This window comes from Streptomyces sp. NBC_01304, assembly GCF_035975855.1.
Taxonomy (GTDB): Bacteria; Actinomycetota; Actinomycetes; order Streptomycetales; family Streptomycetaceae; genus Streptomyces.
The window spans coordinates 2,097,244-2,122,585 of record NZ_CP109055.1; the positions used below are offsets into that span (position 1 = coordinate 2,097,244).

General features: G+C 70.3%; 25 protein-coding genes and 1 pseudogene. 6 read left to right on the forward strand and 20 right to left on the reverse strand.

Features of this window, described 5'->3' with window-relative positions; translation table 11 throughout:
- Window position 1: 1 nt before the first annotated feature.
- The 15 genes from hpnH to OG430_RS09200 all read right to left on the reverse strand — a co-directional run bounded on the left by hpnH (window position 2) and on the right by OG430_RS09200 (window position 15,743).
- Window positions 2–1,024, reverse strand: a complete 1,023-nt coding sequence (gene hpnH / locus OG430_RS09135) for an adenosyl-hopene transferase HpnH (protein WP_327351933.1) — start codon at window positions 1,022–1,024, stop codon at window positions 2–4.
- Window positions 1,025–1,031: 7 nt separating this feature from the next.
- Window positions 1,032–1,688: a phosphorylase family protein gene (locus OG430_RS09140; protein WP_327351934.1), complete on the reverse strand. Its 657-nt coding sequence runs from the start codon at window positions 1,686–1,688 to the stop codon at window positions 1,032–1,034.
- Between the two features lie 19 nt (window positions 1,689–1,707).
- Window positions 1,708–3,675: a squalene--hopene cyclase gene (gene shc / locus OG430_RS09145; protein ID WP_327351935.1), complete on the reverse strand. Its 1,968-nt coding sequence runs from the start codon at window positions 3,673–3,675 to the stop codon at window positions 1,708–1,710.
- 141 nt (window positions 3,676–3,816) lie between these two features.
- Window positions 3,817–4,929 carry a polyprenyl synthetase family protein gene (locus OG430_RS09150; protein WP_327351936.1) on the reverse strand — a complete coding sequence of 371 codons (1,113 nt, stop codon included), beginning with the start codon at window positions 4,927–4,929 and terminating at the stop codon, window positions 3,817–3,819.
- A complete protein-coding gene (gene hpnE, locus OG430_RS09155; RefSeq protein WP_327351937.1) occupies window positions 4,926–6,317 on the reverse strand; it encodes a hydroxysqualene dehydroxylase HpnE in 1,392 nt (463 codons plus the stop codon). Before hpnE ends, OG430_RS09150 begins: the two co-directional genes overlap by 4 nt.
- Window positions 6,314–6,466: a DUF6380 family protein gene (locus OG430_RS49440; protein ID WP_442816455.1), complete on the reverse strand. Its 153-nt coding sequence runs from the start codon at window positions 6,464–6,466 to the stop codon at window positions 6,314–6,316. Before OG430_RS49440 ends, hpnE begins: the two co-directional genes overlap by 4 nt.
- Window positions 6,463–7,383, reverse strand: a complete 921-nt coding sequence (gene hpnD, locus OG430_RS09160; protein ID WP_327351938.1) for a presqualene diphosphate synthase HpnD — start codon at window positions 7,381–7,383, stop codon at window positions 6,463–6,465. The genes OG430_RS49440 and hpnD overlap by 4 nt, the downstream gene beginning before the upstream one ends.
- A gap of 35 nt (window positions 7,384–7,418) precedes the next feature.
- Window positions 7,419–8,306 (reverse strand): squalene synthase HpnC, encoded by an 888-nt coding sequence (gene hpnC, locus OG430_RS09165; RefSeq protein ID WP_327351939.1) that lies wholly within the window; start codon window positions 8,304–8,306, stop codon window positions 7,419–7,421.
- A 333-nt stretch (window positions 8,307–8,639) separates the two neighbouring features.
- On the reverse strand, window positions 8,640–9,425 hold the full coding sequence (locus OG430_RS09170; RefSeq protein ID WP_327351940.1) for an ABC transporter ATP-binding protein: 786 nt from the start codon (window positions 9,423–9,425) through the stop codon (window positions 8,640–8,642).
- Window positions 9,418–10,356: an ABC transporter permease gene (locus tag OG430_RS09175; RefSeq protein WP_327351941.1), complete on the reverse strand. Its 939-nt coding sequence runs from the start codon at window positions 10,354–10,356 to the stop codon at window positions 9,418–9,420. Before OG430_RS09175 ends, OG430_RS09170 begins: the two co-directional genes overlap by 8 nt.
- A gap of 106 nt (window positions 10,357–10,462) precedes the next feature.
- Window positions 10,463–11,308, reverse strand: coding sequence for a glycosyltransferase family 2 protein (locus OG430_RS09180; protein ID WP_442816699.1), 846 nt, complete (start codon window positions 11,306–11,308; stop codon window positions 10,463–10,465).
- Window positions 11,309–11,343: 35 nt separating this feature from the next.
- Window positions 11,344–12,123: a CDP-alcohol phosphatidyltransferase family protein gene (locus OG430_RS09185; protein ID WP_327351943.1), complete on the reverse strand. Its 780-nt coding sequence runs from the start codon at window positions 12,121–12,123 to the stop codon at window positions 11,344–11,346.
- Window positions 12,101–13,168: an iron-containing alcohol dehydrogenase family protein gene (locus tag OG430_RS09190; protein ID WP_327351944.1), complete on the reverse strand. Its 1,068-nt coding sequence runs from the start codon at window positions 13,166–13,168 to the stop codon at window positions 12,101–12,103. Before OG430_RS09190 ends, OG430_RS09185 begins: the two co-directional genes overlap by 23 nt.
- Window positions 13,156–13,893 (reverse strand): phosphocholine cytidylyltransferase family protein, encoded by a 738-nt coding sequence (locus OG430_RS09195; RefSeq protein WP_327351945.1) that lies wholly within the window; start codon window positions 13,891–13,893, stop codon window positions 13,156–13,158. The genes OG430_RS09190 and OG430_RS09195 overlap by 13 nt, the downstream gene beginning before the upstream one ends.
- Entirely contained in the window at window positions 13,890–15,743 is a 1,854-nt protein-coding gene (locus OG430_RS09200) for a DUF5941 domain-containing protein (RefSeq protein ID WP_327359010.1), read from the reverse strand. The genes OG430_RS09195 and OG430_RS09200 overlap by 4 nt, the downstream gene beginning before the upstream one ends.
- A 394-nt stretch (window positions 15,744–16,137) precedes the next feature.
- Here OG430_RS09200 and OG430_RS09205 point away from each other — a divergent pair, with 394 nt between their 5' ends.
- The 3 genes from OG430_RS09205 (at window position 16,138) to idi (ending at window position 19,280) form a co-directional block, all read left to right on the forward strand.
- Complete coding sequence (locus tag OG430_RS09205; protein WP_327351946.1) at window positions 16,138–17,076, forward strand: cation diffusion facilitator family transporter; 939 nt, start codon at window positions 16,138–16,140, stop codon at window positions 17,074–17,076.
- Window positions 17,077–17,274: 198 nt separating this feature from the next.
- On the forward strand, window positions 17,275–18,546 hold the full coding sequence (locus OG430_RS09210) for a bifunctional class I SAM-dependent methyltransferase/N-acetyltransferase (protein WP_327351947.1): 1,272 nt from the start codon (window positions 17,275–17,277) through the stop codon (window positions 18,544–18,546).
- A gap of 137 nt (window positions 18,547–18,683) precedes the next feature.
- A complete protein-coding gene (idi, locus tag OG430_RS09215) occupies window positions 18,684–19,280 on the forward strand; it encodes an isopentenyl-diphosphate Delta-isomerase (RefSeq protein ID WP_327351948.1) in 597 nt (198 codons plus the stop codon).
- A 21-nt stretch (window positions 19,281–19,301) separates the two neighbouring features.
- Here idi and OG430_RS09220 read toward each other — a convergent pair whose 3' ends face one another.
- Both OG430_RS09220 and OG430_RS09225 read right to left on the reverse strand, forming a co-directional pair.
- On the reverse strand, window positions 19,302–19,817 hold the full coding sequence (locus tag OG430_RS09220) for an ATP-binding protein (protein ID WP_442816456.1): 516 nt from the start codon (window positions 19,815–19,817) through the stop codon (window positions 19,302–19,304).
- A 92-nt stretch (window positions 19,818–19,909) separates the two neighbouring features.
- Complete coding sequence (locus OG430_RS09225; protein ID WP_327351949.1) at window positions 19,910–20,590, reverse strand: HdeD family acid-resistance protein; 681 nt, start codon at window positions 20,588–20,590, stop codon at window positions 19,910–19,912.
- Window positions 20,591–20,678: 88 nt separating this feature from the next.
- On the opposite strand from OG430_RS09225, the gene OG430_RS09230 reads away from it, so the two are divergent.
- Window positions 20,679–21,470 (forward strand): enoyl-CoA hydratase/isomerase family protein, encoded by a 792-nt coding sequence (locus OG430_RS09230; protein ID WP_327351950.1) that lies wholly within the window; start codon window positions 20,679–20,681, stop codon window positions 21,468–21,470.
- On the opposite strand, the gene OG430_RS09235 is transcribed toward OG430_RS09230, so the two are convergent.
- The 3 genes from OG430_RS09235 to OG430_RS09245 all read right to left on the reverse strand — a co-directional run bounded on the left by OG430_RS09235 (window position 21,442) and on the right by OG430_RS09245 (window position 23,911).
- Window positions 21,442–22,080: a DJ-1/PfpI family protein gene (locus OG430_RS09235; RefSeq protein WP_327351951.1), complete on the reverse strand. Its 639-nt coding sequence runs from the start codon at window positions 22,078–22,080 to the stop codon at window positions 21,442–21,444. The two genes, OG430_RS09230 and OG430_RS09235, sit on opposite strands and share 29 nt — an antisense overlap.
- A 30-nt stretch (window positions 22,081–22,110) precedes the next feature.
- Entirely contained in the window at window positions 22,111–22,746 is a 636-nt protein-coding gene (locus OG430_RS09240; RefSeq protein ID WP_327351952.1) for a DJ-1/PfpI family protein, read from the reverse strand.
- A gap of 205 nt (window positions 22,747–22,951) precedes the next feature.
- Complete coding sequence (locus OG430_RS09245; protein ID WP_327351953.1) at window positions 22,952–23,911, reverse strand: GlxA family transcriptional regulator; 960 nt, start codon at window positions 23,909–23,911, stop codon at window positions 22,952–22,954.
- Window positions 23,912–24,068: 157 nt separating this feature from the next.
- Between OG430_RS09245 and OG430_RS09250 the strand changes: the two genes are divergently transcribed.
- Both OG430_RS09250 and OG430_RS09255 read left to right on the forward strand, forming a co-directional pair.
- Complete coding sequence (locus OG430_RS09250) at window positions 24,069–24,941, forward strand: SCO6745 family protein (protein ID WP_327351954.1); 873 nt, start codon at window positions 24,069–24,071, stop codon at window positions 24,939–24,941.
- 106 nt (window positions 24,942–25,047) lie between these two features.
- A pseudogene (locus OG430_RS09255) lies at window positions 25,048–25,167 on the forward strand (LPFR motif small protein); the annotation flags it as partial.
- Window positions 25,168–25,342: the final 175 nt, after the last annotated feature.

Sequence of the window (25,342 nt, forward strand, 5' to 3'; positions counted from 1 at the left end):
CTCAGCTGCGGTTTCCGGAAACGGTCTCCCGCATCGCGCGCAGCGACTCCTTGAGGGACCCCATGGTGGCGAGCACGGCGGTCGGCTCGTAGCCGCAGTGCGCCATGCAGTTGGCGCAGCGCGGGTCCTTGCCCCGGCCGTACTTGTCCCAGTCGGTCTCCTCGACGAGTTCCTTGTACGTGGGCACATAGCCGTCGCTCATCAGATAGCAGGGCCGCTGCCAGCCGAAGAGCGAGTAGTTGGGGATGGCCCACGCCGTGCACGGGAAGTCGACCTTGCCCTCGAGGAAGTCGAGGAACAGCGGCGAGTGGTTGAGCCGCCAGCGCCGCCGGTTGCCGCCCGCGAAGGCCTTCTTGAAGAGCTCGCGGGTCTGCTCGACGCCCAGGAAGTGCTCCTGGTCGGGCGCCTTCTCGTAGGCGTAGGCGGGCGAGAGCATCATCTCGTCCACCTCGAGGTCGTCATTGAGGAAGTTGAGGACCTCGATGATGGTCTGGGGGGTGTCGGTGTTGAAGAACGTCGAGTTGGTGGTGACGCGGAAGCCGCGCTTCTTGGCCTCCTTGATGGCCTCCACCGCCTCGTCGAACACGCCCTCCTTCGCGACGGACTCGTCGTGCCGCTCGCGCATGCCGTCGATGTGCACGGCGAAGGCGAAGTACGGGGAGGGCGTGAACTTGTCCATCTTCTTGCGCAGCAGCATGGCGTTGGTGCAGAGGAAGATGTACTTCTTCTTGGCCACCAACTGCCGGACGATCTCGTCGATCTGAGGGTGCATCAGCGGCTCGCCGCCGGCGATGGACACCATCGGTGCCCCGGACTCGAGCACGGCGCCCACGGCCTGGGCCACGGGCATCCGCTGCTTGAGCACCCCGGCCGGATGCTGGATCTTGCCGCAGCCCTCGCACGCGAGGTTGCAGGCGAACAGCGGCTCGAGCTCAACGATCAAGGGAAACTTGTCGCGCTTGCGGAGCTTCTGTTCAAAGAGATAGGTAGCGACCTTGATGGACTGACGAAGCGGCATGGCCATGACTAGCTCACCTCCGGGGGAGCAGCAAAGAACGGTGCCATTCATAGAAGGCCGGAAGGACGGCACGAAGAACGCGGAAAGCTGATATTCCACCGCGCACCGTGCCGATGCGGACGAGTTCATGCTCGGGGGCGTCCACGACCACCCGTACGGCCGCAACCGGGCGCGGCCCGGCCTGCACGGCGGTGTACAGCGTGGCTGCGGACTCCATGTCCACCGCGATCGATCCCTGAGCCAGCAGATCGGCGCGCTCGTGCCCCCGTACGACATGGGCGGAACCGGTCATCGGGCCGGTGTGCACGGTGTGTCCCGGCACGGCCTTGACCAGCTCCTTGACCAGGAGCTCGGTGCCCTCGCAGACGGTGGCGCCGCGCGGGTCGCGGGTCTCGTCGGCGACGACCAGGTCACCCGGGTGCATACCGGGTGCGAGGCCCGCGCAGAAGCCCGTCGCGATGACGGCCGCGTCGCGGAGGGCCGGGTCCCCGAGCGTGCGCGTGACGGCGCGCTCGGCGGCCTTGGGTCCCATGCCGGTGCGCAGCACCGTGACGGGACCCTGGGCCGACGTGCGGTCGCCGCGGCCCAGGGCGAACCGCTCGATGCGCAGCGCGCACGCGATCAGCAGCGGCGAAACGGACTCCCGCGCGGGCTCCGCGGGCTGTTTCATAGGGGGGTCGATTCCCAACTCAGCTCCTCCCGTGGCCGGTTCCGTGCACATACCGGCCGAGCGCGGTGAGCGGGAACACCTGCCGGTAGAGGTGGTAGTTGATGGAGAAGTCCCACGGGAAGCCGGTCCCCGTGAAGTACGGCTCGTCCCAGGACCCGTCCGCGAGCTGGGTCTCGGCGAGCCAGGCGACCCCGCGCTCGGTGGCCTTCGACTCCCGCTCCCCCGCCGCGAGCAGCGCGAGCAGCGCCCACCCGGTCTGGGAGGCGGTGGACTCGCCGCGGGCCACCCACTTGGTGTCGACGTACGAGCGCAGGTCCTCGCCCCAGCCCCCGTCGTCGTTCTGCACCGACTCCAGCCAGCTCACCGCGCGCCGGATCGCCGGGTGCGAGCCGGGCAGGCCGGCGGCGGCCAGGGCGGGCACCACGGATCCGGTGCCGTAGATGTAGTTGACGCCCCAGCGCCCGAACCAGGCGCCGTTCGCCTCCTGTTCGGCGAGCAGCCACTCGATGCCGCGGCGGGTGCGCGGGTCGTGCGAGAGGCCCTCGTAGGCGAGCATCTCCACGACGTGCGCGGTGACGTCGGCGGACGGCGGGTCGATGACCTCGCCGAAGTCGCAGAACGGCAGGCGGTTGGGGAACGGGCTGGTGTTGTCGACGTCGAAGGCGCCCCAGGCGCCGTTCTTGGACTGCATGCCGAGGTTCCAGCGCACCGCGCGGCCGACGGCTCCGTCGACCCGCCGGGGGTCGGGGTGCTGGACGCGGCGCAGGGCGAGGACGACCTCGGCGGTGTCGTCGATGTCCGGGTAGTTGTCGTTGTGGAACTCGAACGCCCAGCCGCCCGGCGGTAGTTGGGGCCTGCGCACCGACCAGTCGCCGGGCCGGGTGATCTCCTCGGCGAGCATCCAGTCGGCGGCCTTCACCAGCGCCGGATGGTCGGCGGGCAGTCCCGCGTCGGCCAGCGCGATGGTGGCGAGGCAGGTGTCCCACACCGGCGACTGGCAGGCCTCGATCATCCGGGCCCCGTCCTCGCGCCAGATCGCGAACCGGTCCAGGGAAGCAAGGCCCTCGCGGAGCACCGGGTGATCGAGGTCGTAGCCGAGCAGATGCAGGGCGATCACCGAGTACACGGCGGGCGGCTGGATGCCACCCCAGCAGCCGTCGTTCTCCTGGCGCTCGATGATCCAGCGGGCGGCGGAGCGCATCGCCATCCGCCGCAGACCGGGCACCGCGACCTTGTGGTACGCGTGCAGCGCCTTGTCGAGGCGCTGGAACACGCCGTCCCAACTGGCAACCGGGGCAAGGGGTTTGGCGGGGTTGGGGTCGCGGGCGTCGGTGTGCAGCTCGTCGAGCGCGAAGGGCGCGGGCCGCACCGGCCGCTTCGCGGAGACGACGGTGAGCGGCACGATCGTCTGCCGGGCCCAGCACCCGAAGTCGTAGATGTTGAGCGGGAACCACTTGGGGAAGTAGATGAGCTCCGGCGGCAGTTGGGGCAGGTCGTCCCACTTCCACCAGCCGAAGAGCGCCAGCCAGATCCGGGTGAACACCCGCGCGGCCGCGATGCCGCCCTTGTCGCGGATCCACGCGGAGGCCTTCGCCATGTGCTCCGCGTCGGGCGCGTCACCGGCCATCCGGAGCGCGACGTACGCCTCGATGGTGGCGGAGAGGTCCCCGGGTCCGCCGAAGAACGTGGCCCAGGTGCCGTCCTCGCGCTGCTCGCCCCGGATGAAGAGCCCGGCGGCCTGCGTCGTCTTCTCGTCCCGGATGCCCAGGAACTGCCTGAGCAGCAGGTCCTCGGCGTCCATCGTGACGTTGGTCTCGAGGTCGCCCTTCCACCACCCCTGCGCGTCCTGCCTGGAGAGCAGATATGCGGTGGCCCGCTGCGTGGCCCCCCGCGCCGCCTCGAACGCGGCCGGGGTCGGGTCGGTTTCGGTGGCCGAGGCTGCGCGGGGCGGGAGGGCTCCGGTGCTTCCGTCGGTCGTCGCTGTCATGGCTTCCCCTTCGTGCAGTTTCGCTTGCTTCGAAGTGCTGCTGTGCTGGGGTCTGCCGTCGGCCGGGGGCTGGTCTTGCGTCAGCCGCCCGGCCGGCGACTGCGAGTCATATGAGGCTGCTGCGGCGGCTCCTGATGGTGATCATCTCTTTCGTACGACGACGAAGTCGGCGAGCTCCACCAGCTGCGCCCTGACCCGGTCCGGCATGTCCACCCGGTTCAGGGCCTCGACGGCGATGGTGTGCTGGCGCCGGGCCTCCTGGGCGGTCCACTCACGGCCGCCCGCCTCCTCGATGAGGGCCGCGCGGGTGGCGAACTCCTCCTCGGAGAAGTTCTCGAAGTCATTGCTCTTGGCGTCGGCCGCGAGCAGCTCACCGAGGCGCTCGGCGGCCGGACCGCTGGCCGCGAGGGCGGCCACCACGGGCAGCGACTTCTTGCGCTGGCGCAGGTCGGACCAGGTCTGCTTGCCGGTGGACTCCGGGTCGCCCCAGATGCCGAGCAGGTCGTCCACGGCCTGGAAGGCGAGGCCGAGGTGGTAGCCGTACTCCTCGAGGGTGTCCGCGGTGGCGTCGTCGGCGCCGCCGAGGACCGCGCCGATGGAGACGGCGCAGGCGAGCAGGGCGCCGGTCTTGTTGCCCTCCATCTCCAGGCACTCCTCGACGGTGACCCGCTCGCGGTGCTCGTAGGAGATGTCCTGCGCCTGCCCGTCGATCAACTTCCTGGTGGCGGTGGTCAGTCGGCGAGTGGCGCGACCGGCCTCGACGGTGCCGAGTTCGAGCAGCACCTCGTTGGCGAGGGCGAACAGCGCGTCGCCGACGAGGATCGCCTGGGCGGGGCCGTGCACCTTCCACACGGTGTCGCGGTGGCGGCGCTGCTCGTCGCCGTCCATCAGGTCGTCGTGCAGGAGCGAGAAGTTGTGCACCAGTTCCACGGCGACCGCGCCGGGGATGCCCACCTCGGGGGTGCTGCCTGCCGCCTCGGCGGAGAGCAGCGCGAGCGCGGGGCGTACGGCCTTGCCGCCGTCCCCGTCGGACGGGCGGCCCTCGGCGTCGATCCAGCCGAAGTGGTAGGCCGCGACGGTGTCCATGGGCGGCGCGAGCCGGTCCACAGCGGCACGGAGCACGGGCTGGGCCATGGTCCGTCCGCGCTCCAGGAGCGCGGTCACATCCGCGGCTTCGGTCGCTGCCGGTCCCGCCGAGGGCACAGTCGGCACAGTCTCTCCTCTGATGATTCCAGTACTGGTGCTGCTGCTCATGCCGCCTCCTGAAACAGATGGTCATGAGGGCGGCCGAGTGCTTCGAGCGCGGCCTGAGCGGCCTGGGTACCACTGCGCACCGCGCTCTCCATGGTCGCGGGCCAGCCGGTGGCCGTCCACGCGCCGGCCAGGTACAGGCCGGGGGCCTTGGTGCGGGCGGCGGGCCGCAGGCGGCCCACGCCGGGGGTGGGGGCGAAGGTCGCGGTGCGCTCGCGCGTGACGAAGAAGTCGCGCACCTGCGCACCCCGTGCGGCGGGCAACAGCCGCTCCAGCTCCGGCAGATAGCGCGTCCGCAGCTCGGCGACGGGCGTGTCGATCTCGTCCTGCGCGATGGACTGCGACAGGGCGAGGTACTGGCCGCCGGTGTACCCGGAGGCCTCGGTGCGGTCGAAGACCCACTGGACGGGGGTGCCGAGCGCGGCGAAGAAGGGCTGCTTGAGGACCTTGCGGTCGTACAGGACGTGGATGTTCAGGATCGGCGCGGTGCCGATGTCGAGCAGCGCGTCCTGGTTGTCGAGCGCGCCCTCGGGCAGCAGCTCGTGCGCCTCGCGCTGCGGTACGGCGAGCACGACGGTGTCGGCGTCGATCCGCTCCCCGTCCACGTCGACGCGCCAACTGCCGTCCTCCGTACGGGAGACGGCATCGACCTTGGTGCGCAGTTCGGTGCGCACGCCGGCCTTGTCCAGGGCCTCGCGGGCGAGCGTGTCGTGCAGGTCGCCGAGCGGTACCCGGGCCCAGCCGATGTCGGCCGCGCCGGGGTCGGAGAGCAGTCCGGTCTTGAAGACCATGGCGGCGAGGCCGAGCGAGGAGTCCCCCGCGACCGCGTTGAGCGTGGCGATGCCGACCAGGTCCCACAGGGCCTCGATGGCCCGCGGCGACTGCCCGTGCTTCGCCAGCCAGGTCCCGAAGTCCACGTCGTCCAGGGCCGGATCGGCCAGGTCGAGCCCCTTGAGCGCGAGTGCGGCCCGGCCGACCTTGGCGCGCTCGGCGAGCGAGAGGTGCGGGTACGTCGACAGGCTCGCGGCCAGGTGCAGCGGCACGGGGAGCGCCGTGCGGCGCAGCCGGCCGAGGCGCATCCGGTCGGCGTCGAGCACCGGCACATCGAGACGTTTCTGCAGGGGCGCGAGGTGCGCGCCCCGCACGCGGTCGAGAAACCACTGGTAGGCGGTGCAGCAACGCAGGTACACGTGCTGGCCGTTGTCCACGGTCAGCTCGCCGCGCTTGAACGAGAAGGCGAGGCCGCCGAGCCGGGGCCGCCCTTCGAGCAGCGTCACCCGCAGCCCGCCGTCGGCGAGCGCGAGTGCCGTGGTGATCCCGGCGAGCCCGCCGCCGACGACCACCGCGGACGCGCCTTCGGCGCGGTCCGGCTGCGTGTCGTTCGCGGTCATGCGCCCTCCCCTTGGGCCGCGCCGATCACCGGTGCCGGGCAGGCCATCTCAGTCAGGGACGCCGTCCCCCCACGGAGGGTTGCCTGCCGCTTGGGGGGAATTGCCCGGTACTGAACGGGGATGCGCGTCTCGACACAGATGCGCGTCACGTACGCCTCCTGGCGGTCTGCCGGGAGATGTACCGTGCGTCGATCCCGGACAGACCACGCACGGCGACGTACGCCTTCTCCCGCCCCGGCAGCGACACCCGGCCGCGCAGCACCGCCTCGGGCTCGCGCTCGATGCGGTCGAGCAGGCGCCGGTAGATTCCGGCCATGGCCGCGACACAGGCGCCGCTGCGCCGGTCGAGCATGGGCAGGAGCCGGTAGCCCTCGGCGAACAGGGCGCGGGCGCGCCGGACCTCGAAGTGCACGAGGCCCGCGAAGTCGGCCCCGGCGGGCATCTCGGAGCGGGCGAATCCGTCCGAGCAGCCGAACTTGGCGAGGTCGTCGGCCGGCAGATAGGTGCGGCCGCCCTCGGCGTCCTCGCGAACGTCCCTGAGGATGTTGGTGAGTTGGAGCGCGAGGCCGAGCGTGTCGGCGTACTCCGGCGCACGCTCCGCCTGGCGCGCCCCCGGCTCGGTGCCGAACACGCCGAGCGAGAGCCGTCCGATGGCGCCGGCCACACAGCGGCAGTAGACCTTGAGGTCGTCCCAGGTCTCGTAGGTCTCGCCGCGTACGTCCATGAGGACGCCGTCGATGAGTTCGTCGAGCCCCTCGAGCGGGATCGGGAAGTGCTGAGCGGCATGGCTGAGCGCGACGGCCACCGGGTCGGTGTCGTCCTCGTCCACCTGACCTGCCCGGACCCGGTCGAGCAGGGCCCTGGTGTCCTCCAGCCGGACGCCCTTGACGTCCGGGGCGAGCGCACCGTCGCCGATGTCGTCGACCCGCCGGGAAAACGCGTACAGCGCCGACATGGCACGCCGCTTCGGCGCCGGCAACAGCCTGATGCCGTACGCGAAGTTGCGCGCCTGCTGGCCTGTCACGGCCTCGCAGTAGCTGTACGCAGCAAGTACCGGCGCGGACACGTCTTCATTCCCCTCAGTGCTCCCCACAGTTCGGCTCACCCCTCTCCTCGCAGAGTCGCTCCCACCTCGCGCAGCAAGCGCATCTTGGTGGGCTTGGGCGGTCCTGGCAGTACGTCGTGTCCCACAGCCTCGATCGCCGCCAGCGCCGCGCGTCCCCCCGCCACGAATCCGGCGAGCAGCAGTCTCAGCCTGCCGTGCACGCTACCCACCAGCGGGGTGCCTTCATTCAGGAGGCCCTGGGCGCGTCCTGATTCGTATGCAACCAGTGCGCGCACCGATGCGCCCGCCGCGGGAGCGGCCAGATCGGCTTCCGTGACGGAGAAGCGCTTCATGTCCTCGCCCGGCAGATAGATCCGGTCACGTGCGAGATCCTCACTGACGTCCTGCAGATGCTCGACGATCTGCAGGGCCGTGCAGATCGCGTCGGAGAGCCGTACCCGCTCCGGGCTGGTGGTTCCGGTGATGCCGAGGACCAGGCGGCCGACCGGGTTGGCCGAAAGTTCGCAGTACGCGAGGAGGTCGTCGTACGTCTCGTACCGGCTGACGAGCTGATCCTGGCGGTTCGCCTCGATGAGGCCGAGGAAGGGCTCCGGGGTCAGGCGGTGGCGGCGGACGGTGGGCTGCAGTTTACGCAGCAGGGGGTGGCGCGGCGTCGAGTCGAAGACCTTGCGCAGGTCCGCCTCGAAGGCGTCCAGGAAGGCGAGCCGGTCCTCGGCCGCCGCGGCGTCCAGGCCCAGGTGTCGGGCGTCGCCTCCGCCCGGGGCGAGGTCGCCGTCGCCGATGTCGTCGACGAGGCGGGCGTAGCCGTAGATCGCCATCAGGTCGGCGCGCCAGGCCTTGGGCAGGAAGAAGGGCGCGACGGGGAAGTTCTCGTCGGCGGCCTTGTCGAGCGTCGCACGTGCGGGGGCACCGGGGCTCGTCACCCGGCTTCCCGTCACCGCGTGCTGCCCGGTGCGGGGACGGCAGAAGCCTTGCGGAGCTGGGAGTTTTCACAAGCCATAGCCGTCACGTCTCCCGTTCTACACTGCGACCCAATACATCCTATTTCGGACACGCCGCCGATACCGCCCCAGCTTACGTTGTACAGCGCCGACCGGAATGCCGGGGTGTTCTGCACATCACAACAACACACCGATTCGTGTCAACATTCCTGACCGGTAAGGGAGTTGGCCCCGGCCGGGCCGGGTCCTCCATGCCTGCACTCACGACGGGGCCCCGCCGGACGGTTCCGGCGGGGCCCGTTTCACGTGCGGCGGCTACTTGCCGGTGAACTTCTCGTACTCCTTGAGCACCTCGTCCGTGGCGCCGTCCATGCGCAGCTCGCCGCGTTCGAGCCACAGCACACGGTCGCAGGTGTCCCTGATCGACTTGTTGTTGTGGCTGACCAGGAAGACCGTGCCGGCCTCCTTGCGAAGCTCGCGGATGCGGGCCTCGGAGCGCTTCTGGAAGGACCGGTCACCGGTGGCGAGGGCCTCGTCGATCATCAGGACGTCGTGGTCCTTGGCCGCCGCGATGGAGAAGCGGAGGCGGGCCGCCATGCCGGAGGAGTAGGTGCGCATCGGCAGAGTGATGAAGTCGCCCTTCTCGTTGATGCCCGAGAAGTCGACGATCTGCTGGTAGCGCTCCTTGATCTGCTCGCGGGACATACCCATGGCGAGCCCGCCGAGTATGACGTTCCGCTCGCCCGTGAGGTCGTTCATCAGGGCCGCGTTCACACCGAGCAGCGAGGGCTGGCCGTCGGTGTAGACCTTGCCCTTCTCGGCGGGGAGCAGGCCCGCGATGGCGCGGAGCAGCGTGGACTTGCCGGAACCGTTGGAGCCGATAAGGCCGATGGCCTCACCGCGGTAGGCGGTGAAGCTGACGCCGCGTACGGCGTGCACCTTGCGCACACCGCGCTCGTCGCCGCGCCTGATGATGCGACTCAGGGCCGAGGTCGCACTGCCCTTGCCGGTCTTGGCGCCGTTGACGCGGTAGACGATGTGCAGCTCGTCCGCGATGACGGTGGGGATCTTCGCATCCACCGGGGGGGTCGTCTCAGCCACGGCCGTAACGCTCCTCAGCCTTCCAGAAGTACACAAAACCGAGGACGCCGGTGAGCACCGCCCAGCCGAGTGCGACGGTCCAAACGTGCGGCGGCAGGTTCTGGTGCCCCTCGAAGCCGTCGATCAGCGCGTACCGCATGAGGTCCATGTAGACCGCCGCCGGATTGGCGAGCAGCACATCGGCCATCCAGGCCGGGGCGTGCGCCTCCTTCAGCATGTGGGCCAGCGGGAACATCACGCCGGACGCGTACATCCAGGTCCGCAGCACGAACGGCATCAGCTGGGCGAGGTCGGGCGTCTTGCTGCCCATCCGCGCCATGATCAGCGACAGGCCGACGTTGAAGACGAACTGCAGCGCCAGGGCGGGGACGACCAGGAGCCAGGACCAGCTCGGGAAGTGCCCGAAGCCGAGCAGCACCACGACCAGGACGATCATCGAGAACAGCAGTTGCTGAAGCTGTTGCAGCGAGAACGAGATGGGCAGCGAGGCGCGCGGGAAGTGCAGCGCACGCACCAGGCCCAGGTTCCCGGAGATCGCCCGCACACCCGCCATCACCGAGCTCTGCGTGAAGGTGAAGACGAAGACGCCCGTCACGAGGAACGGGATGTAGATGTCGTTCGGCATCCCGCCCCGGCCGCCGAGCAGCAGGCCGAAGATGAAGAAGTAGACCGCGGCGTTCAACAGCGGCGTCGCCACCTGCCACAGCTGGCCGAGCTTCGCCTGGCTGTACTGGGCGGTGAGCTTGGCCTGCGAGAAGGCGAGGATGAAGTGGCGGCGGTCCCAGAGTTGACCGACGTACTCGAGAAGTCCTGGCCGGGCACCGCTCTGGCTGAGGCCGTACTTGGCAGCCAGTTCGGCCCGGGAGAGCCCGTCATCGGGCGACGGTGGCACACTCACCGCGACACCGCCGTCATGCGTTGTCTCACTCACAAGTGGAAACTTTCGTCTTCAAGATGCGCTGCTGGTTCACGCGCAGCAGGAACCAGGGCTGTGCCGTATGGGGGACACGGCCCGAATGCTCTCAGACACGAGCTTGTCAGATGACAGGAGGTCGGCCCAGTCGGGTCAGCCGCCACACCGTACGCCACTTCATGGGGCGCCTGGGCCCGCAGGGGGTGGTCCAGCCCTCCTTGAAGCCGCCGAACCAGGCCTTGAGGGCGGGCCGGGAGGGCCGCCGGACCAGGGTGAGCAGCATCCAGACCCCGAGGTAGACGGGGACCAGCGGGGCGGGGAGGTTGCGGCGGGCCAGCCAGACGCGGTTGCGGGCGACCATCCGGTGGTAGACCGCGTGCCGTGAGGGGGCCGTGGTGGGGTGGTTCAGGACCATGTCGGACCGGTAGTCGATCATCCAGCCGGCGTCGAGGGCCCGCCAGGCCAGATCGGTCTCCTCATGGGCGTAGAAGAAGTCGTCGGGCAGCCCGCCGACCTCTTGGAACACCTTGGTGCGGACGGCGTTGGCGCCGCCCAGGAAGGTGGTGACGCGGGAGTTGCGCATCGGGTCGGAGGCCCGCAGCCGCGGCACGTGCCGGCGCTGGGTCTCGCCGGTGTCCGGGTCGGCGATGCGGAAGCTGATGATGCCCAGCTTCGGGTCCGCCGTGAAGGCCTTGCGGCACAGCTCGGCGGTGTCGGTGTTCGGGAGCAGGCCGTCGTCGTCCAGGAAGAGCAGGACGTCGACGTCCCGGCCCCTCTCGCCGAAGGCCTCGATGCCTATGTTGCGGCCGCCGGGGATGCCCAGGTTCTCGGGCAGCTCGACGGTGCGTACGCCCGCGGGGACGTCCGGCACCGGGGAGCCGTTGCCGACCACGACCACCTCGACGCGGTCGCCGTCCTGCTTGGCGACCGAGTCGAGGAGGGCGCGGAGCTCGTCGGGGCGGTTACCCATGGTGATGATCACCGCTCCGACCTTCAGCTGGTCGGTCACTTGAGCCTGCTCGAGGCCAGGATGGACACGAGGTGCAGCAGGGTCTGCAGCAGGGCGATGCCGGCCAGTACGGCCACGCCGAGGCGCGAGAAGTACAGGTCTCCGCGGGCCTGGTCCACGATCGCGAGGACGAGGATCAGCAGGGACGCCTCGATGCCGAGGATGAGCCGGTGGAACTTCAGGGCCGATGCGGCCCTGCGGGCCAGGGCCATGCCGGACGAGCTGATCTCGGCGGCGGACTCCTGGACCACGGGCTTGTTCGCCTGGTGCCGGGCCACTCCGACCAGGTCCGTCTCGGACTTGATCAGAATGGCGCCGAGCGCGGCGAGCGTCCCGAGGAACGCCCACAGCCAGTCGATGCGCCCCTCGCCCCAGATGTCGGCGGCGCGCAGGCCGAAGCCGACCAGGACAGCGGCGTCGCAGATGTAGGCGGCGACGCGGTCCAGGTAGACACCGGCGAGCGAGTACTGCTTCTTGTAGCGGGCCAGCTCACCGTCGACGCAGTCGAACAGCAGGTAGAGCTGGACCATCAGCACGCCGAGCACGGCGCCCCAGATGCCAGGCACGAGCAGGACCGGAGCGGCCAGGGCGGCCGCGACGGTCATCACGTAGGTCACCTGGTTCGGCGTGACCTTCGTGTTCACCAGGTGCCGGTCGATGCGCAGGGAGATCTCGCGCATGTAGAGCCGGCCGGCCCAGTGCTCACCACTGCGCCGGTCCTTCACACCCGGGGGGTGAACGACCGGGCGGAGCTCAGCTACCGATGGTTTTTGCATAGTCGGCGTATGCGTCCCTGATCTGATCGGCGTTGAGGTTGAGGTGCTCGAGGATCGTGTAGCGGCCGGGACGCGTCTGCGGGGCGAAGAGCACCGCGTCCACGAGGTCCTGGTCGCTGTAGCCCATCTCCTCCGCGAGGACCGGCAGCCCGTGCCGGCGCAGCGTCGCGACCATTTCCTTCGCGACGTCGTGGTCACCGCGCAGGAACGTGGCGAACGCTCCGCCGAACCCGCACTGCTCTCCGTGCTGCGCGTTGCGCTTGGGGAAGAGCAGGTCGAAGGCGTGGCAGATCTCGTGGCAGGCGCCGGAGGCGGGCCTCGAGTCGCCGGCCACGGACATCGCGAGACCGCACATCACCAGGGACTCGGCGAGCACGCTGAGGAATTCGTCGTCGCCGATGCCGCCCGGGTGCCGCAGCACCGCGTGCGCGGCCTGGCGGGCCATGGCGGCGGCCAGGCCGTCGACCTGCTCGCCGTTTACCTCGTGGGAAAGCTCCCAGTCGGCGACGGCGGAGATCTTGCAGATGACGTCGCCGATGCCGGCCCGGACGAACCGTGCCGGGGCGTCCCGGATGACGTCCAGGTCGATGACCACGCCGATCGGGTTCGGCACACCGTACGAACCACGGCCGGCGTCGTTGTCCAGCGTGGCCACCGGCGAGCACAGACCGTCGTGGGCGAGGTTCGTCGCCACGGCGACCAGCGGCAGACCGACCCGGGCCGCCGCGTACTTCGCACAGTCGACGACCTTGCCGCCGCCGAGCGAGACGACCGCGTCGTACCGGCCGGCCTTCTTTATCGAGTCGGCCAGCTTGACGGCGCCGTCGATGGTGCCGTCGGCGTCATCGAACCAGTCCGCGCCGGGGAAGGCAGGGGCGAAGCGCTCCTGCAGCATCTTGCCGGAACCACCGCTGCTGATCGCGAAGGCGAGCTTGCCGGTGGGGGCGATGCGCTGGTCGGTCAGGATCGTGGCCAGATCGTCCAGCGCGCCGGCCCGGATGTCGACGACAACCGGGGCCGGCATCAGCCGGGTCAGTACAGGCACGCGATCTCCCGCCCCTTGGCGAGGTCGTCGTGGTTGTCGATCTCGACCCACTTGAGGTCGCCGATCGGCGCCACGTCGATCTTGAAGCCGCGGTTGACGAGCTCCTGGTAGCCGTCCTCGTAGTAGAGGTCGGGGTCGCGCTCGAAGGTGACCTTGAGGGCGTCGGCGAGCTCTTCGGCGGCGGAGCCCTCGATGAGGGTGACGCCGATGTACTCACCGGTGGCCTCGGACGGGTCCATCAGCTTGGTGATGCGCTGGACACCCTTCTCGGGGTCCACGACGACCTTCATCTCCTCGTCGGCGAGCTGCTTCACCGTGTCGAGGGCGAGGATGATCTTCTTGCCGTCGCCGCGGGCGGCAAGGAGGGTCTTCTCGACGGAGACCGGGTGCACGGTGTCGCCGTTGGCGAGGATCACGTCGTGCTTGATCGCGTCACGGCCGCACCACAGGGAGTAGGCGTTGTTCCACTCCTCGGCCTTGTCGTTGTCGATCAGGGTGATCTTGAGGCCGTACTTCGCCTCAAGAGCCTCCTTGCGCGCGTAGACGGCTTCCTTGCGGTAGCCGACGATGATCGCGACCTCGGAAAGACCGATCTCGGCGAAGTTGCCGAGCGTCAGGTCGAGGATGGTGGTCTCACCATCGACGGGCACCAGGGCCTTGGGCAGGGTGTCCGTGTAGGGGCGAAGACGCCGTCCGGCGCCGGCCGCCAGCACGAGGCCGATCATGCGGGTTCTCCTTCATCGTGTACGGCGGGTGCTCCGGAGGACACCCAGAAGCGGATGCTCTCGCTGAGCACCACTAGTGCCACGAGCACGGCCAGGGCCGTGAGCGCGACGGTGAAATCTTGCGCGGACAGCAGGGCGGCAGCGACTGCGACAGCCAGCGTCCTGCCTTCTTGTCCGCCGATGGCCCGCACCAGCCAGTGCGGGGGCGCGCCGGTGCCACCGCGAATGCGGTACACCGTGTCGTAGTGATGGTAGGCGACGGCGGCCACCAGGCCGAAAGCCGCCGGCAAGGCCCCGTTCACATCCGCCTTGGCGGCGAGGATCAGGACCGTGCCGTACTCGGCGGCGCGGAAGATCGGCGGGACCAGCCAGTCGAGGGGGCCCTTGAGGGGCGCGCAGACGGCGGTCGCCGAGAGGACGGCGTACATCGCGGCGGCGGCCACGAGGCCCCAGCCTGCGGGGTTCTCAAGGGCTGCCGTGATCAGCAGCGCCGTGCCGAGCAACGCCACGATGGGCGCCTCGAAGCCGCCGGTACGGCGCTTGCGGCGCGGGGAGCCCGCCGCGAACCACTCGCCCAGCGGCCCCGTGTCCGCGAGCTCCGACAGCGCCTGCGCCGCCCGGTCCGTCCGGGTCGCCTTGCGGGTCAGCGAGCGCAGCACCCGGCCCGAGGTGGTGTAGAGCGCCGCGAAGGCACAGCCGATCAGGAGTGCGTACAGCGTGATCCGGGGCGTGGTCAACGCGGTCAGTACGGCGATCATGGCCCAGCGTTCGCCGATCGGCAGAACTATCATCCGGCGCAGCCAGACCGTCCAGCCGATGCTGTCGAGCTTGTCCGAAAGGGCGGCGGTGGGGCTGCCAACTACAGATTTACCAGCGGCGGTCGCGTCGTGGTTCGCCTCGTTGAAGGAGAAGTCCACGACGTGCCGGCAGGTCTGCAGCACCATCGCGCCCAGGGCGAGCGCCCACACGTCGTCGCCACTCGCGTTGGCCGCGCCGAGGGCGAGGCCCGCGTAGTAGGCGTACTCCTTGGCGCGGTCGAAGGTGGCGTCGAGCCAGGCGCCCATCGTCGAGTACTGCAGCGAGTAGCGGGCGAGCTGCCCGTCGGTGCAGTCCAGGACGAAGGAGAAGAGGAGCAGCGCGCCGGCCGCGACGAAGCCCCAGCGCTCACCGGTCGCGGCGCAGCCGGCCGCGATCAGGGCGGTGATCAGCGAGGCCGTGGTGACCTGGTTCGGGGTCAGGCCCCGGCGGGCGCACCAGCGCGCGAGGTAGCGGGAGTACGGGCTGATGCAGTACGTGGTGAAGAAGCCGTCGCGGGACTTGACCGCGGTGCGCAGCCGCACGGCCTCCTCGTCGACCGCGGCGACCGCCTGCCGGGCCTCGTTGCGGGCCTGCGGGCCGGCCGGCACCTGCGCGACGAGCGTGCCGAGCTCGGGCCGGTGCAGCTCGACGTCGTCGGCGTCGAGGGCCGTGGCGATGCGCTGCGTCAGGGGTACGTCCAGGACGTCGCCGGAGTTGCCGGGCACGGACCCCGCCGCGGCGGGCGCCCCGGAGGTGACCGCCTGGCGCACGGCCCGGGTCAGCTCGGCCCGGGCGCTCGGCAGTGCGGAGACGGCGCCGGGGATCGCGCTGGCGTGGAAGCGGGGGTCGGTCAGGCCGAGGCGCAGCGCGTGGACGTGGCCGACGAATGCGGCGTCGACGACGGCGACGCGCTCATCCGCGGGGACCGCGGCGAGCAGGGTCGCGATGTCCGCGGCACCCGAGGAGACCTGCACCTCGAACCCCAGCTCCCGCAGGTCGCCCTCGAGCGACGATCCGGGGACCGGCGAACCGGTGAGGATGGCGGTCGACAGACGAACTCACTCCTTGGGTGTCCGGCGCGGGAGGCACCGGGCGGCGTGCGAGGGGGACCCCCGGCCAGAGCCTGACCGGGCGTCGGCAGAGGCTATCGGATTAATGGAAGCGGCCGTTCACCGGCCGTTTACGGCCCGATAAGCGTGCTCTGCCAGGGCTGAGCCGCTTCGCCATCATCGTCGATCCGGACCTCAACCCACAAACCGCGTTTGAGTCGACCGCGGCTAGAAGCGATCTTCGCACCGCTCTGACCTGCGATCATTTCCGCAGGTCAGAGCACATGACAACGGTGTTCAGTGCAGTGTTGCTCCATACCCCTACCCCGTAGTTCACTGGCCTCTGCCGCAGCGGGCAGCACGGCCGCGGCGACGACCGAATCGACGAGGGGGACCCATGGGGGCAGGGCACGACCACGGGCATGCGCACGGCGGCCCGACTACCGGGACCGCGGCGGCCGCGTACCGCGGGCGGCTCCGGACAGCGCTCATGATCACGCTGACCGTGATGGTGGTGGAGATCGTCGGCGGCATCGTGGCGGACTCCCTCGCACTGGTCGCGGATGCCACCCACATGGCGACGGACGCGCTGGGGCTCGGCATGGCCCTGCTCGCGATCCACTTCGCCAACCGCCCGCCGAGCGAGAACCGCACCTTCGGATACGCGCGGGCCGAGATCCTGGCCGCGCTCGCCAACTGTCTGCTGCTGCTCGGGGTGGGCGGCTATGTGCTGTACGAGGCGATCGAGCGGTTCGTCACGCCGGCCGAGACCCGGGGCGGTCTCGCGATCGTCTTCGGTGTCATCGGTCTCGTCGCGAACATGATCTCGCTGTCGCTCCTGGTCCGCGGCCAGAAGGAGAGCCTGAACGTGCGGGGCGCCTTCCTGGAAGTGCTCGCGGACGCGCTCGGCTCGGCGACCGTGATCGTGTCGGCGCTGGTCATCGTCTTCACGGGCTGGCAGGCGGCGGACCCGATCGCCTCCCTCGCGATCGGCCTCATGATCGTGCCGCGCACCGTGAAGCTCCTGCGGGAGACCCTGAACGTCCTCCTCGAAGCGGCACCCAAGGGAGTCGACATGGCCGAGGTGCGGGCCCACATGGTGGAGCTGCCCGGCGTGGAGGACGTACACGATCTGCACGCCTGGACGATCACGTCCGGGATGCCGGTGCTCTCCGCACATGTGGTCGTCAGCCATGAAGTGCTCGACGCGGTGGGGCACGAGAAGCTGCTGCACGAATTGCAGGGGTGCATCGGGGGCCACTTCGACGTGGAGCACTGCACCTTCCAGCTCGAGCCCAGCGGGCATGTGGTGCACGAGGCCAGGGTCTGTCACTGAGCACGGCCGAGCCCCCCGCTGCACGGGCCGGGGGCAGTGACTCAGGGTGATAAGGTGGCCAGCGAATCTTGGAGGTGGGTTGATGACTGTCGTGACGAACGCTGCTGCGCGCGGCGACAAGGTCGTCCCCATTTCCCGGGCTCGCGGCTGACCGGCGAGAGCGCCGTCCCCGAGCCCTGACCCCAAAGGGTTCCCACGTTGTCCGACAACGCCAACAACACTGAAAATTCAGCCTCCTATGAGGCCTTCTTCGCCCTGCACCACGCACTCCCCCGGCAGGGCCCCGGCTCCGACGCCACCACCCGGCACCTCCTCTCCCTCGCGGGCCCGCTGCCTGCGCGTCCGCGCGTGCTCGACCTGGGCTGCGGTCCGGGCCGTGCCGCACTGCTGCTCGCCGCGGAGGCAGGCGCCCAGGTGACGGCCGTCGATCTGCACGAGCCGTTCCTGGCCGAGCTGAACGCGGCCGCCGAGGCGCGCGGGCTCGCCGGGTCGATCACCACCCTCAGGGCCGACATGGCCGAGCTCGACTTCCCCGACGGGTCGTTCGACCTGGTGTGGGCCGAGAGCTCGGCCTACAGCATCGGCTACGACAAGGCGCTGCGACGGTGGCGGCGCCTGCTCGCTCCGGGCGGCGCGCTGGTCGTCACCGAGTGCGAGTGGACCACCGCCGAACCCTCCCAGAAGGCGCGCGCCTTCTGGGAGCGGCACTATGCGTTGCGTACCACCGAGGCGAACACCAGGGCCGCCACTGCCGCCGGGTACCACGTGCTCGGCGTCCACCCGCAGCCCGAGTCCGACTGGGCCGAGTACTACGGGCCGCTCCAGGAGCGCGCCGACGCGGCGGATCCGGCCGCACCGGGCATGACCGAGGCGCTGGCCGCCACCCGCGAGGAGATCAGGATGCGCGACGAACACGGCGACGAGTACGGCTACACCGGCCGGGTGCTGCGCCCGGCAGGCGACGGCTGGCGGGTCCGGCCGGAGACCGGGGCGGACCGCGCGGCGGTGCACGCCGTCAACGCCGCCGCTTTCGAGACAGGTGCGGAGGCCGACCTGGTGGACGCGCTGCGCGCCGACACCGAGGCCTGGGTGCCGGGTCTGTCGTACGTCGCCGAGACACCCGACGGCGAGATCGCGGCGCACGCCCTGATCACCCGCTGCCGGGTCGACGGCGCACCGGCGCTCGCGCTGGCTCCCGTTGCGACATCGCCCCGCTTCCAGAACCAAGGAGCGGGCACGGCCGTCGTACAGGGTGTGCTCGAAGCGGCACGCGCGCGTGGCGACGAACGGCTGGTGATCGTGCTCGGACATCCCGAGTACTACCCGCGGTTCGGCTTCACGCGGGCGTCCGGCTTCGGCGTCGGAACGACGTTCGAGGTGCCGGACGAGGCGCTGATGGCCCTGGTGTTCGACGGTTCCGGTCCGGTGCCGCAGGGCACGATCATCTACCCGGCGGCTTTCGGCGTCTGAGGTCGGTAGACGCTCTTTTCCCGGTCCCCGCTGAGGCGGGGACCGGGGACATGCGGGGCGCGTGTTAGGCCTGATAGTGCCGTTGGCACCGGTTTCGTACGGCAGACTTGAGGTTCGAACCGAAGCGAAGGATGGGCATGCCGATCACACCAGCCACCGCGGCGAACAGTTCAGCGGGCGGCTCCGCCGCTGAAGAAATCTTGCTCGAACTGGTCGACGAGGACGGCAATACCATCGGCACGGCGGAGAAGCTCTCCGCCCATCAGGCGCCCGGGCAGCTGCACCGGGCGTTTTCCGTGTTCCTCTTCGACGAGCAGGGTCGGCTGCTGCTGCAGCGCCGGGCGCTCGGCAAGTACCACTCGCCCGGTGTGTGGTCCAACACCTGTTGCGGGCACCCCTATCCGGACGAGTCGCCGTTCGCCGCGGCGGCCCGGCGTACGTACGAGGAGCTGGGTGTCTCGCCCTCGTTGCTCGCCGAGGCGGGCACGGTGCGCTACAACCACCCCGATCCCGCTTCGGGGTTGGTGGAGCAGGAGTTCAACCATCTCTTCGTCGGCATGGTGCAGGCACCGCTGCGGCCGGATCCGGAGGAGGTCGGCGAGACGGCCTTCGTGACGTCGGCCGAGCTGCTCGTGCGGCATGAAGAGGCGCCGTTCTCGGCGTGGTTCATGACGGTGCTCGACGCGGCGCGGCCGGCCATCAAGGAGCTGACGGGACCGGCCGCGGACTGGTGACCCGGGGGGCGTAGACCGGCTTCAGAGCGGCGGCACATGGGACTTGAGCGGCAGGGCCGCCCAGATCACCTTGCCGCCGCTCGCCGTGTGTTCGGCGTCGCAGGCGCCGCCCGCTTCCTTGGTGATCTCCCGTACGAGGAGCAGCCCACGGCCGCCGGTCTGGCTCTCCTCGGCCTCCAGGGCGGTGGGCCGGTAGGGATGGTTGTCCTCGACGGAGACCCGCATCCATTCGGCGCCCACGGCCACCTCGAGCGCGATCATCGGGGAGAGCAGGGCCGCGTGCCGTACGGCGTTGGTGACGAGCTCCGAGACGATGAGCAGCAGCCCTTGAATGTTGTCGTCCGAGGCGGGCACGCCCTGGCGGGCGAGCAGATCGCGCACCGCGTGCCGGGCCTGTGGCACGGAACTGTCGACGGCGGGTGCGGTGAACCTCCACACACCCTCGTACGGCAGTGGTCCGGCCGAGGTTGAGCCCGGTGGCGCACTGCCCTGCTCACCCATCGTCCGGTCCCCGCCCTCGCGCTCGATTGTCACCACACATCGAGTTTGGGAAGGTTTTGGACCGTATCGCATCAGTGATCAGAACTCGGCGGCTATCGACGCCTTTTGATCACCTGCGTATGACAGCGTCAGGTGTGCGACTGGTCCTGTCCTTCTTGTTCTGCCTTCAAGTGCTCTTCGGTCGTGACGGCGTCAGAGGTGGCGTCGGCGTCCTTGGCCGGGGTCTCGCCGGTGTCGGACACGAGACTGACGATGCGTCGGCCGCCGACACCCATCGCGATCAGGCCGAGGCCGTCGAAGAGCAGCGCCAGGGAGATGAAGCAGCCGATCACATAGAGGCTGCTGCTGGGCCACTCGCCGAGCACCAGGAGGCCGATCAGCACGCCGAAGGCGCCCTGGACGAGGGTCAGGCCGAACTGCGGTCCACGTACCACCAGACTGCCGACCAGACGGAAGACTCCGCCGGTCAGGAACAGCAGCGCGGCGAACATGGTCAGCGCCTCGGCCGTGCCCTCGGGGTGGCGGATGACGACGACGCCCGCGGCGAGGTTGAGGGCCGCGACCACGACGCCCAGCCAGAAGAAGTTGGTGCCGCGCAGCTGGACGGACTGCAGCAGGCCCACGATGCCGCCGGCCAGGAGCAGCCAGCCGAACAGGAGCATCGAGGTCAGAGTGGCGACGCCGGTGTAGATCAGGCCGATGAACCCGCCGAGCACCAGGATCGCGCCGAGCGCGGCGAGCCAGCCGAAACTGCGGCTGAGCTGCTTGCCGTGCTCCTCGGGGGTCGTGGGAGTGTTCGCCTTGGACATGGAGCGCCTCCTCGGAGCTGCCCCCTGCCAGTACCCAGCCGCCCCCTTCTTGATCGTACGTTCGTGGGCTACGGATAGCATCCGGCGCATGGCGGACACCGAGGCAGAGCTGGTCCAGAGCATCGACGGGGGCGTGGCCACCGTCGTGATCCACCACCCGGCCAAGCGCAATGCGATGACCACCGGCATGTGGCGCGCGCTGCCCGCGCTGCTCGATCGGCTGGCCGCCGACACGGCCGTACGGGTGTTGGTCCTGACGGGTGAGGGCGCGACCTTCTGCGCCGGGGCGGACATCTCCGGGCTGCGGGCGTCGGCCGGCGAGGCGCAGGAGCTCGCGGTGCGGGCCGAGGAGGCCCTTGCCGCCTTTCCTAAGCCCACGATCGCAGCGGTGCGGGGATTCTGCGTGGGCGGTGGGTGCCAGCTGGCGGCGGCCTGTGATCTGCGGTTCGCGGAGGACGGTGCGTCGTTCGGGATCACCCCTTCCAAGCTCGGGATCGTGTACGCGGCCTCCTCGACGCGGCGCCTGGTGCGCCTGGTGGGGCCCGCGACCGCCAAGTACCTGCTGTTCTCGGGCGAGTTGATCGACACCGAGCGGGCGCTGCGCACGGGGCTCGTCGACGAGGTGCTGCCCGCCGGCGAACTGGACAAGCGGGTCGCGGAGTTCGCGAAGGTGCTGGTGTCGCGGTCGCAGCTGACGCAGGCGGCGGCCAAGGAGTTCGCGGACGGGCGCGAGGACCGGGACGAGCACTGGGCCCGGCAGGCACGCGAGAGCGGCGACACCGCGGAGGGTGTCGCCGCCTTCCTGGAGCGCAGGGAGCCGCGGTTCGGCTGGAGCCCCACCTCCTCGCCGACTACTTCTGCGCCGCCCCGCCTGCCCTGAAGAACTCGACCAGTTCGGCCGGGGCCTTCTCCGGCGAACCCGCGTCGTACGGCGGCTGCGGGTCGTACTCGATCATGAGCTGGATGCCCTGGGCGTACTGATCGCCGGCGATCTTTCCGGCCAGGGTCAGGCCCATGTCGATGCCGGAGGAGACGCCCGCCGCGGTGACGTACTTGCCGTCGAACACGACGCGGTCACCGGTCGGTTCGACGCCGTGCTTCCCGATGTCCTCACGGGACAGCCAGTGGGTCGTCGCACGGCGGCCGGCCAGCAGGCCCGCGGCGGCGAGCAGCAGGCTGCCGGTGCACACCGAGGTGGTCCAGGTGGTGGTGGCGTCGACCGCGCGCAGCCAGCCCGTGACGGCCTCGTTGTCCATCTGGACCTGCACGTTCTCCGGCGGGCCGCCGGGGACGACCACGATGTCCGGGCCGCTCACCTCGGCGAGCGACTTCGCGGCGACGAGGCTGAGGGTGCGGTTGTCGTCCTGGACCGGCCCCGCCTGCTCGGCCACGAACACGACCTCGGTGTCCGGGAGCGGGCTGAGGGTCTGGTAGGGACCGATGGCGTCGAGGGCCGTGAAGCCGTCGTAGAGGAGTACTGCGATCTGCATGGGATCCCCTCCCTGGGGTGTGGGTGCTGTTCAGGCCTGCGGGTGGCGAGTGGTCGCGCGGTACTCCTCGACGAGATCGGCCGGGGCCTTCTGCGGGGAGCCCGCGTCGTACGGCGGCTGGGGGTCGTACTCGGTGAGTAGCTGGAGGGACTGGGCGGTCCGGTCCCCGGCGATCCTTCCGGTGAGGGCGAGGGCCATGTCGATGCCGGAGGAGACGCCCGCGGCGGTGACGTACTTGCCGTCGAACACGACGCGTTCGCCGGTGGGTTCGACGTCGAAGCGCTTGAGGTAGGGCAGGGCCAGCCAGTGCGAGGTGGCGCGGCGGTCCTTGATCAGGCCGGCCGCGGCGAGCAGCAGCGAGCCGGTGCACACGGACGTGGTCCAGGTGGTGGTGGCGTCGACGGCCCGGAGCCAGTCGAGCAGCCGCTCGTTCTCCATCTGCGGGGTCTGGCCCGGGCCGCCGGGAACGATCACGACGTCCGGGCGCGTCACCTCGTCCAGCGTCTTGTCGGCGACGAGGGCGAGGGTGCCGGTGTCGTTGCGGACGGGGCCCGTCCGCTCGGCGACGAAGACCGTTTCTGCGTCGGGGATCCGGCTGAGGATTTCATAGGGGCCCACCGCGTCCAAGGCGGTGAATCGGTCGAAGAGGACGATCGCGATCTGCATGGCAGGGCTCCGGTTTCAGGGGTGTAGGAATGCACGGATGGCGAGTTCAGAGACGTATGGATTGAGGGCGTATGGATTGAGGGCGTACGGATTGAGGGCGTACGGATTGAGGGCGTACGGATTCAGGGCGTACGGGTTCAGGGCGTACGGGTTCGGGGCGTACGGGTTCAGGGCGTACGGGTTCAGGGGCGTACGGGTTCAGGGGTCATGCGGGAGTGGGGCGGAAGCGGCGCCGGTACTCCGCGGGGGCCGCGCCGAGGGTTTTGACGAAGGCCCGGCGCATGGCCTCCGGGGTGCCGTAGCCGCAGGCCCGGGAGATGCCCTCGACGCCGTCGGTGCTGTCCTCCAGGAGGCGGCGCGCCTGCTCCAGGCGGACGCGCTCCACGTACTTGCCGGGGGTCATCCCGGTCTCGGACTGGAAGGCGCGGGCGAAGTGCCGGGGCGAGAGCCGGGCGCGGGCGGCCAGGGACTCGACGCTCAGGTCGTCGGCCGGGTGTTCCGTGATCCACTGCTGGACCTCGCGCAGGGGCTCGCGCTGTGCGGTCTGCGCGGCGAGCTGGGCGCTGAACTGGGCCTGGTTACCCGGGCGTCTGAGGAAGACGACCAGGTGGCGGGCGATGCCGAGCGCCATGTCACGGCCAAGGTCCTCCTCGACCAGGGCCAGCGCCAGATCGATGCCCGCGGTGACGCCGGCGGAGGTGGCGATGTGGCCGTCGCGCACGTAGATGGCGTCGGGGTCGACGTCGATCTGCGGGTAGTTGCGGGCGAGGGTGTCGCAGTACGCCCAGTGGGTGGTCGCGCGACGGCCCTCCAGGAGCCCGGCGGCCGCGAGCAGGATCGCGCCCGTGCACACCGAGACCAGCCGCTTCGCCCGCGGGGCGTTCGCGCGCAGCCAGTCGATCAGGCGCGGGTCGGGGTGCCGGGTGCCCTGGCCGCCCGGGAGGAGCAGGGTGTGCGGTACGGGGGCGTCGGCGAGGGAACTGTCCGGGACCAGGGTGAGGCCGCTCGAGGTGCGCACCGGGCCGCCGTCCAGGGACGCGGTGTGGATCCGGTAGCCGACGGCCTCCTCGGCGTACGCGGCGCCCGCGAAGACCTCCACGGGGCCGGTGACGTCGAGGCTCTGGATGTCGTCGAAAAGGACGACCAGGACGGTGCGCTTCGTCATGCCCTCGATCCTTCCGGCGGCCGGCGATGGCCGCAATGACGAAGAACCCACCTATGCTGCCATCCCGGTCGGCCCTGCCGTGGTGTCACTCCCCACCCGCCTCAGCGTTGCGCCCCTGCCCTTCCAGACGTACCGACCAGTCGGTAACGTGCTTGGCATGACCTCTCTTGCCGCTCTGCCCGCACGCGCGGGACGTCGCTGCCACAACGTGATCAACCCGATGCACTCCACGGTGTACTTCTCGCCGGACGCCACCAGGGAATTCGCCGGAGTCGGCATCGAGGACCGACGGGCCGCCTATTTCGCGGGGCGGGCCGCGGCGATGGGGGCGGTGGGGCCCGGCGCGGTCGCCGCGACCTTCTACAACTTCAAGTACGAGCTGGTCGCCCGGCATCTGCCGGCCGTGTGGGAGATCGCGTCCCCCCAGGTGGTGCTGGCCGCACGCACGCGTGCCGCCGACACGACGCTGCGCCGGCTGCTCGGCGACGAGGCCGTGGCCTCGGACGAGATGGCCGAGGCCGCACGCCTCGCGCTGCGGGCCGCGGAGGCCTGTACACGCCACGCACGGCCGCTGTACGCCGCGCACGCCGACCTGCCGGTGCCTGACGAGCCGCACCTCGCCTACTGGCATGCGGCGACGCTGCTGCGCGAGCACCGCGGCGACGGTCATCTGACGGCTCTCCTGGAGGCGGACCTCGACCCGCTGGAGGCGCTGGTCAGCCACACCGCGACCGGCAAGGGCATGACACCCAAGTGGATCCTGGCCATGCGCGGCTGGACCCAGGAGGAGTGGGATGTGGCCGTGGCTCGCCTGACCGGGCGTGGACTCCTCGCCACCGACGGGGAGTTGACCCCGGCCGGCGTCGAACTGCGCAAGGACATCGAGGACCGTACGGACCGCCTCGACGCGGCTCCCTACGCGCATCTGGGCGCGGCCGGGGTGGAGCGGCTGACCGAGCTGGCGACCGGGTTCATCGCCACCGCGCTCGGCGCGGGGGCCTTCCCGGCGGATCTGATCGGCAAGGGCTGACCTCGCTCCCGGGCCTGCGGGACGGGCCGCGTTTGCGGTGCCTGCCTGCGGCTACCCGTTGGCCGTCCGGCCGGTTCGGCCGGGCGGCAACGAGGGGAGATATCTCATGTTCCGTGCGATCGCAGACGCACTGCGCCAGATCGGCGCGGCCGTCACCGGCTTGGTGACGCTGCCGTTCCGTTTGCTGGCCCGGCTGTTCGGCGGGGCCTCGCGCTCCGGGCGCCGGGGCGGCCGGAGCGGACGCGGGGCCTCAGGCGCACGCCGGGCCGGGCGCGGGCGACCCACCGGCTGGGGCCGCAGGCCGGGACGCGCACGACGGGCCTGAGCCGACCGGGCCCCGCCTTGTCGGTGCCACCTGCCACAATGCTGACGCGCAAAGTTGCAGCAAGCTCAGCGAGAAG